8 protein-coding genes are annotated in these 7091 nt (G+C 60.6%); 1 reads left to right on the top strand and 7 read right to left on the bottom strand.

The genetic code is table 11. The annotated features are described in order from the left end of the window. The 5 genes from udk to KBF66_RS12645 all read right to left on the bottom strand — a co-directional run. Positions 1-595: uridine kinase (gene udk, locus KBF66_RS12665; protein WP_296657184.1), on the bottom strand; the 595-nt coding region annotated here is incomplete at its 3' end. A 55-nt stretch (positions 596-650) separates the two neighbouring features. Continuing rightward, entirely contained in the window at positions 651-1058 is a 408-nt protein-coding gene (locus KBF66_RS12660; protein ID WP_296657180.1) for a hypothetical protein, read from the bottom strand. Beyond that, a complete protein-coding gene (locus KBF66_RS12655) occupies positions 1042-1653 on the bottom strand; it encodes a transcriptional regulator (RefSeq protein ID WP_296657176.1) in 612 nt (203 codons plus the stop codon). The genes KBF66_RS12660 and KBF66_RS12655 overlap by 17 nt, the downstream gene beginning before the upstream one ends. A gap of 129 nt (positions 1654-1782) precedes the next feature. Further along, a complete protein-coding gene (locus tag KBF66_RS12650) occupies positions 1783-2322 on the bottom strand; it encodes a DUF924 family protein (protein ID WP_296657172.1) in 540 nt (179 codons plus the stop codon). 69 nt (positions 2323-2391) lie between these two features. Then, complete coding sequence (locus KBF66_RS12645; RefSeq protein ID WP_296657167.1) at positions 2392-4218, bottom strand: glutamine--tRNA ligase/YqeY domain fusion protein; 1827 nt, start codon at positions 4216-4218, stop codon at positions 2392-2394. A 134-nt stretch (positions 4219-4352) separates the two neighbouring features. On the opposite strand from KBF66_RS12645, the gene KBF66_RS12640 reads away from it, so the two are divergent. Next, a complete protein-coding gene (locus KBF66_RS12640) occupies positions 4353-5498 on the top strand; it encodes a DUF2157 domain-containing protein (RefSeq protein WP_296657164.1) in 1146 nt (381 codons plus the stop codon). Here KBF66_RS12640 and KBF66_RS12635 read toward each other — a convergent pair. Both KBF66_RS12635 and KBF66_RS12630 read right to left on the bottom strand, forming a co-directional pair. After that, complete coding sequence (locus KBF66_RS12635; protein ID WP_296657160.1) at positions 5495-6085, bottom strand: hypothetical protein; 591 nt, start codon at positions 6083-6085, stop codon at positions 5495-5497. The genes KBF66_RS12640 and KBF66_RS12635 overlap by 4 nt on opposite strands. Positions 6086-6228: 143 nt before the next feature. Beyond that, positions 6229-6864, bottom strand: a complete 636-nt coding sequence (locus KBF66_RS12630; protein ID WP_296657156.1) for an LON peptidase substrate-binding domain-containing protein — start codon at positions 6862-6864, stop codon at positions 6229-6231. Positions 6865-7091: the final 227 nt, after the last annotated feature.

Raw genomic sequence — 7091 nt, 5'->3', positions numbered from 1 at the left:
TGATGTCCACTGCCGGCCCGTTGGCGCCGTGCGGCAGGATCACGTCGGCGTGGCGTTTGGTGGGCTCGATGAACTGCTTGTGCATGGGGCGCACCGTGTCCATGTACTGGTTGATCACACTCTCGGCGCTGCGGCCGCGTTCGGCCATGTCGCGCTGCAGGCGGCGGATAAAACGCACATCCGGCGCGGTATCGACATAAATTTTCAGCGACATCATTTTGCGCAGGTCAGCGTCATACAGCGCAAACAGGCCCTCCACCACAATCACCGGTGCGGGTTTGACCGTGCGGGTCTGGCTGGCGCGGTTGTCTTGCGTGAAGTCGTAGCGCGGCATTTCAATCGGCTCGCCACGGCGCAGCGCCTGCAGGTGCTGCACCATCAGCGGCCAGTCAAACGCCTGCGGGTGGTCGTAATTGGTTTTGCGCCGTGCCTCGGGCGACAGGTGGGACTGGTCCAGGTAGTAGTCGTCCTGATAGACCACGGTGGCCATGTCCGGCCCGATGGATGCCAGCACCTGGCGCGTGACGGTTGACTTGCCACTGCCGCTACCCCCGGCGACACCGATCACGAAGGGTTGGTTGTTTGATGGGGCCATGCGGTCTCTGTATGAAGCTGCAAAAACGGTAGCGGAGGTGCGGCACTTGACCAGTCTACTTCTGAATCGCTTTGGCGATCGCATCGGCAGCGGTAATCAAGTCCGCGACCAGACGGACATCCACCTCCAGCAAACCTTCGTATTCACCCAGGTTACGTGTGTTGTGGCACTTGTCCAGCACACGCCAGACTTCGGGGCCAAGTCCCAAGGTGTGTGGAAGCACCTGAAACACGATGTAGCGATTGCTGGCGCGGTAGCCCATGCGCCGCAACCCGGCCAGGCTCAGTGCGTGCGCAGCGTTGTAGGCCAGGTCGAATTGGCTCTCCAGCGCCAGGGCTGGGTTGCGCGCATCTTGCAGGCGCGCCAAGCCGGTGCGGATCAAGCCTGCAAGTTCATTTGTGTCTGGGGCTTCTGCCTTGAGCGACTTGCCGGGGCCACACAAGTTATCAAGTGCTGGGTGCATGGAACTGCTCCTCGGTTCCGATCAGCCAAATTTTGGGTTGCTGCACCACGCGGGTGACAAAGGCGCTGTCTTGCGCCAAGCGTTTGGTCCACTCTGAGGGCGAGTAAAGCGTGGGGTTGACCTTGCGCCCGAGCGACACCTCCGCTTGCTCAAGCACAGCAAACACCTCGCCGTAACCCAGGCTGGCGCTGATGATCATGACGTCCACATCACTCTGAGCGGTATCTTGCTGGCGCGCTACCGACCCGTACACAAAAGCAAAGTCGATCTGCGCCGTCAACGGGCTCAGCGCGTTGCGCAATACATCGGCCAACCCCATAGTTTTGAGCACCAGCGAGCGAAGTTCGGCAAACACCGGTGCGTTGGCGTTGGCCTGGTAATGTTTCTGGTTGCCTTGTTTGTTGACGGTGAGCAACCCGGACTCTGACAAACTGGCCAGCTCACGCTGCACCGCACCCGTGCCTGATGCGGCAAGCGTAATCAACTCGTTGGCGTAAAAGCTCCGGTCAGGAGCACCAAACAACACAGCCAATATCCGCTGTCGCACCTTGGGGAAAAGTGCGTCTGCAAGTGAAGTTGACTCAGCTGGATTCATTATCGTACCCATATTGGGGTGGATCATACCCTTTTTGGGGTTTTCTGGAAAAATCAACAAAAAAGACTTTGACCGCCCGCAGAACTTGGGCTAGCAGTGACTGGAACAATAGCAAACGCAGACAAAGATCTAGAACGAAGACCCCGGCCCACTCAAAAACGTCAGCTCTTCCGAGGTGGAGTTGCGGCCCAGAATGGTGTTGCGGTGGGGGTAGCGGCCAAAGCGGTCGATGATGGCCTTGTGCGCATGTTCGAAACGAAGGTTGTCTTCAAGCCCTGGCTCCGAAAACAGTGCAACTGCTTGTTCATGAATCAGTGCGGACTCGCTGTGCATGTAGGGCATGTAGGCAAAGCTGCGCTGCGCTGGCGCCAAGCTGCGGTCTTGCCCGCTGGCAACCAGCTCTTGCGCCAGTGCAAGGGCCAAGGCGTCCTGCGCAAAGGCGCGGGGCGTGTCGCGGTACACGTTGCGCGAAAACTGGTCCAGCACAATGATTTCTGCCAGCCGCCCCTCTGGCGTGGCGCGCCAGGCAAACAGCTCACACCGCGCAGCTGCCTCCAGCGTGGCACCGAAGCGGGTGCGGATGGCTTCGTCCAAGGCAGCGTCTTTGGCGAAGTGCTGCCTGGGGGTCAGCTCGGTGAACCAGAAGTGGAGGATGGGGTGGGGTTGCATTTGTGAAATAGTGCAGTATTTACCGATGAGAATGAACCGCCCAAGATTCCTGAAAACCCTTCATGGGGTTCACTTCCCCCAACTATCCTTCAACCCCACCGCCAAATTAAACACAGGTTTGGAGCCAGTGACATGATCCAGCCGATCCGCCACAAAGTACCCATGCCGTTCAAACTGGAAGTTCTGGCCCGCTTCGGCGTTAGCCAGCGAGGGCTCGACGATCGCGGTGATGACTTTCAGGCTGTTCGGGTTCAGGCTTTCCAGGTAGTCTTTGCCGCCCGCGTCGGGCTGGGCATCCAGAAACAGGCGGTCGTACATGCGCACTTCGGCGTTGACGCCATCAGCCACGCCCACCCAGGTGATGGCGGCTTTGACCTTGACGCTGTCGCTGCCGGGGGTCCCGCTTTTGGTGTCGGGCACCACGGTGGCCAGCACTTCGGTGATGTTGCCATCGGCGTCTTTGCTGCAGCCGGTGCACTCAATCACGTAGCCGCCTTTCAGGCGCACTTTGTTTCCAGGGAACAGGCGTTTGTAGCCCTTGGGTGGCACTTCTTCAAAATCTTCGCGCTCGATCCACACCTCTTTGCCAATGGTGAAATGGCGTGTGGGCGACTCAACGCCCTCTCGCGGGTGGGGCAGGGCGGGTTGGGTGCAGGGTTCCAGGTGGCCGGCGCCCATGACTTCGTCCCAGTTGGTCAGCACCAGTTTCAACGGGTTCAGCACGGCAAAACCACGGTGGGCTTTGAGCTCCAGGTCTTCGCGCAGGCAACCTTCCAGCGTGGCGTAGTCAATCCAGCTGTCACTCTTGGTCACGCCAATACGCTCGGCAAAGGCTTGTAACGCAGCGGGTGTGTAGCCGCGGCGGCGCAGGCCAACAATGGTGGGCATGCGTGGGTCGTCCCAGCCGTTGACCTTGCCTTCATTCACCAGCGCGGCCAGCTTGCGTTTGCTGGTGATCACATACGTCAGGTTCAGCCGGGCAAATTCGTACTGGTGCGGCGCAGGGGCGGCCAGCAGCCCACCTTCACACAGGCGGTCCATCAGCCAGTCGTAAAACGGGCGCTGGTCTTCAAACTCCAGCGTGCAGATGCTGTGGGTGATTTGCTCCAGCGCGTCTTCAATCGGGTGCGCAAAGGTGTACATCGGGTAGATGCACCACTTGTTGCCGGTGTTGTGGTGTTCGGCGTGTTTGATGCGGTAGATGGCGGGGTCACGCATGTTGATATTGGGGCTGGCCATGTCGATTTTGGCGCGCAAAACCATAGCGCCATCATCATGCTGGCCTTGCGCCATCTGCCGAAAACGCTCCAAATTCTCGGCCGGGCTGCGGCTGCGGTAGGGGCTGTCGACACCGGGCTTGCCAAAGTCGCCACGATTGGCGCGCATTTCATCGGGCGTTTGTTCGTCCACGTAGGCGTGGCCGGCTTCGATCAGGTATTCCGCTGCGCGGTACATGAAGTCAAAGTAATCGCTGGCCTGGTACAGGTGGCTGGTGCCGTTGGCGTTCCAGTCAAAACCCAGCCACTGCACCGCGTCCAGAATGCTGTTGACGTATTCGGTGTCTTCCTTTTCGGGGTTGGTGTCGTCAAAGCGCATGTGGCATACGCCGCCATAGTCGCGTGCCAGGCCAAAGTTCAGGCAAATGCTTTTGGCATGGCCCACATGCAGGTAACCATTGGGCTCAGGTGGGAAGCGGGTGCGGATTTTGGCCGGGTCGGGCGCGCCAGCGGCATGGTGGGCGGCGTCGCCCGGGCTGCCAGCCCAGCGGCGCTGGGCGTAAGTGCCGTTTTCCAGATCGTTTTCGATGATCTGGCGCAAAAAATTGCTGGGTTTGACGGTGTCAGTGGCTGCGTTGTGGGCGGCGCTGGTGTTGGCAGGTGGGGTGGGGTGGCTCATGCGGTTGATTTTAGGGGTGCACCGCCCCGGAACCGGCCCGGGCCGCATGTGTTGGGCGTTGCTGTTGGTTTGGGCGTTGCGCCCGTGCCATACTTGAGCATCCCGTTTGCAACGCCTTTTTTCAGGATCGCCCCATGTCAGATCGTCCTGTATCTCCAGCCGCCAGTGATGCGGCATCCGCCCCGGTGGTTGTGCTGCACGAGTCAGACCTGACGGCGGCGGTGCAAGACGGCCTTATCACCGCCACGCAGGCGCGTGATCTGTGGGCGCGCTGGGCGGCGCTGCGGCAGGCAGCCACGCCGGCGGCAGCGTTGCCAGCGGCGCATCTGGCCGGGCCGCGCTTCAGTTTTACCAACACCTTGTACTACTTTGGCGGCATGGTGGCCATTGGTGCCATGAGCCTGTTCATGACACTGGGCTGGGAGGCCTTTGGCTCCTGGGGCCTGGCGCTGATCACCCTGGGGTACCTGGTGGCCTGTCTGAAGGTGGCCGACCACCTCAAGCAGCGTGCGCTGCCGGTGCCTGCGGGTATTCTGGCCACGCTGGCGGTGGTGCTGGTGCCGCTGCTGGTGTGGTGTGTGCAACACATCATGGGTTGGTGGCCACCGGGCGGGCCCGACAGTTTCTCGGCCTACCACACCCACATCAACTGGCGTTGGCTGACGCTGGAGTTCGTCACCCTGGCCACCGGGGTGGTGATGTTGTGGCGCTACCGCCTGCCGTTCATGGTGATGCCCATTGCCGTCACGCTGTGGTACATGAACATGGACGTGGCCAACGCCTTGTGGTCCGACGTGGGCACCTGGGACTGGCATTTTGTGCGCGATGTGTCATTGGTGTTTGGCATTGCCACGGTGTTTATCGCCATGTGGGTTGATGTGCGCTGCCGCCGCGCCACCGAGCCTGAATGGCGGCAGGATTACGCCTTCTGGCTGTACCTGTTTGGCACCCTGATGTTCTGGGGTGGCCTGAGCCTGCGCGACTCTGGCTCCGAACTGGGCAAGGCGCTGTACTGTCTGATCAACCTGGTGTTGGTGTTTGCCGGTGCGGCACTGGGGCGGCGTGTGTTCACCGTGTTTGGCGGGCTGGGCGTGGCGATTTACCTGGGCTACCTGTCGCACAAGGTGTTTGGTGACAGCCTGCTGTTCCCGTTTGTGCTGACACTGCTGGGCCTGGGGGTGGTGGCGCTGGGCATCTGGTGGCAGCGCCACGAGGCACAGATCAACCAGCGCCTGGGTGCCTGGCTGCCCGCCGGGCTGCGCCCGATTCTGCAGGGCTAAAGCAGCAGCGTCTCGGCAAAGGCGTTGATCACCGTGATGTCGGGTGGCAACTCGGTGTAGGGCAGGTGCTCGCGGTCAAGTATCTCGCGCAGCCCCTGATCCACCTCACGCGCCTGCTCCTCGTCCTGAAAGCGGCCGCTGCGCACATATTTTTTGTCACCGCGCTTGACCAGGATGTTGATGTTGTCGTTTTGCCGGTACCACTCCAGGATCTGTTCGCGGGTTTTGGCCACGTCACAGATGTTCTCGGCATAGTTCTCGTTGTAAAAGAGCACCTGCGGCAGCGAGCACTCGGTGATCAGAAAATGCACCTGGCCGTCGATCAGGTTGAGCATCTCAAACTGGCGCTGGGCAATGAAATACTGGTTTTTCAGTACCTCAAAGTTTTGCTGCCACACCAGCGACTTGGCATAGTCCGGAATGGTTTCCACCGTTTTGCCGCGCAGGCTCAAGTGCAGCACGATGGCCGCTGAAAACAAAGACTTGTCACTGCCCGGGCCACCAATGATGTTGATGACCTTGGTCGGGTACAGACGCATCTTGGTCTCGGGCAAGTGGTTGATGACGTTGGCGTAACGAATACTCATGATGAAGTCGGGTTGGGTGGGAGAGCAGCGCCAATCATGGGCCAAAAAAAACCATTGTGCAAGCCCCTTCGATGCCAATCGCGCGGACCCATTGTCCGTGCTGGTGCGGCAGACGACGGCTGCACGGTGGGGGTCTCAGGGGGTCAGGTGGGTATGCCGTGCTGCTCCAGCAAGTCACTCACCAGTTCCAGCCGGACCAGTGGATTGTCCAGCGCCATCAGCTGGTGTTTGAGCGCCAGGTTGATGGGCAGCAATTCACACCAGCGGTTGGCCACCCAGGCGCAGTCATCCAGCCGGTAAGGGGTTTGTATCGGCATCTGGTCGGGAGACGTCCCTTGCAGCTGCAGGGTGTAGATCACCCGCTGCAGCGCTTGTGCCACGGGCTCCAGGTCATGCGGCACCGCCACCGGCTGGTCATCGGCCAGTGTTTGTACTTGCGCCACCCACAGGCCATGTTTGAGCAACTCGTGCTGCGCCACGGTAAAGCGTTGCTGCCCGGTGCACTGAATCAGCATTAGCCCCGGCTTGGGACGGCTGAGGTGGCTGATACGCGCCAGCGTGCCGATCGCATGAAAAAGCTCCTGGGCAAAGCGCTCGCCGCCGGGCGAAGCGCTGGGTGCCTGGCGCACTTCATCGCCATGGTGCAGGGTGACCACGCCAAAAGGCGCACCACTTTTGTGGCACTTGCCAATCATGTCGAGGTAACGTACCTCAAAAATCTGCAAGGGGAGATACCCGCCAGGAAACAGCACGGTACCCAGTGGGAACAGCGGCAGCATCGTGTCGGGCGATAGGGCAGGCATGGCGGGTCGGGGCGATGGTGTTGGCTGCCATCTTCCCATGAAAACTGTGCACTTTGCTGACGAGGTGTCGCTTTTGTGTTGTGGGACATGTCATGCCCGCCGTGATCGTGCTCTGGGCAGCGGTGGTGGCTGCAGCTCACGCTGGCGGCAACGCATTTCGCGCCAGATCGGGTCATTTCGTCGCATCGCCGCTGCGCGGCCCG

Origin of the sequence: Rhodoferax sp. (genome assembly GCF_018063565.1) — a bacterium.
Classification (GTDB): Bacteria; Pseudomonadota; Gammaproteobacteria; order Burkholderiales; family Burkholderiaceae_C; genus Rhodoferax.
Note: the sequence above shows the minus strand (reverse complement) of the source record. Positions and strands in the feature narration are given on the sequence as shown.

What these genes read in the sequence shown, in the direction of transcription:
- KBF66_RS12640 (WP_296657164.1), top strand. Translation starts at nt 4,353, where the DNA reads ATGTCAGATCGTCCTGTATCTCCAGCCGCCAGTGATGCGGCATCCGCC.
- KBF66_RS12645 (WP_296657167.1), bottom strand. Translation starts at nt 4,218, where the DNA reads ATGAGCCACCCCACCCCACCTGCCAACACCAGCGCCGCCCACAACGCA.
- KBF66_RS12630 (WP_296657156.1), bottom strand. Translation starts at nt 6,864, where the DNA reads ATGCTGCCGCTGTTCCCACTGGGTACCGTGCTGTTTCCTGGCGGGTAT.
- KBF66_RS12655 (WP_296657176.1), bottom strand. Translation starts at nt 1,653, where the DNA reads ATGAATCCAGCTGAGTCAACTTCACTTGCAGACGCACTTTTCCCCAAG.
- KBF66_RS12660 (WP_296657180.1), bottom strand. Translation starts at nt 1,058, where the DNA reads ATGCACCCAGCACTTGATAACTTGTGTGGCCCCGGCAAGTCGCTCAAG.
- KBF66_RS12650 (WP_296657172.1), bottom strand. Translation starts at nt 2,322, where the DNA reads ATGCAACCCCACCCCATCCTCCACTTCTGGTTCACCGAGCTGACCCCC.
- KBF66_RS12635 (WP_296657160.1), bottom strand. Translation starts at nt 6,085, where the DNA reads ATGAGTATTCGTTACGCCAACGTCATCAACCACTTGCCCGAGACCAAG.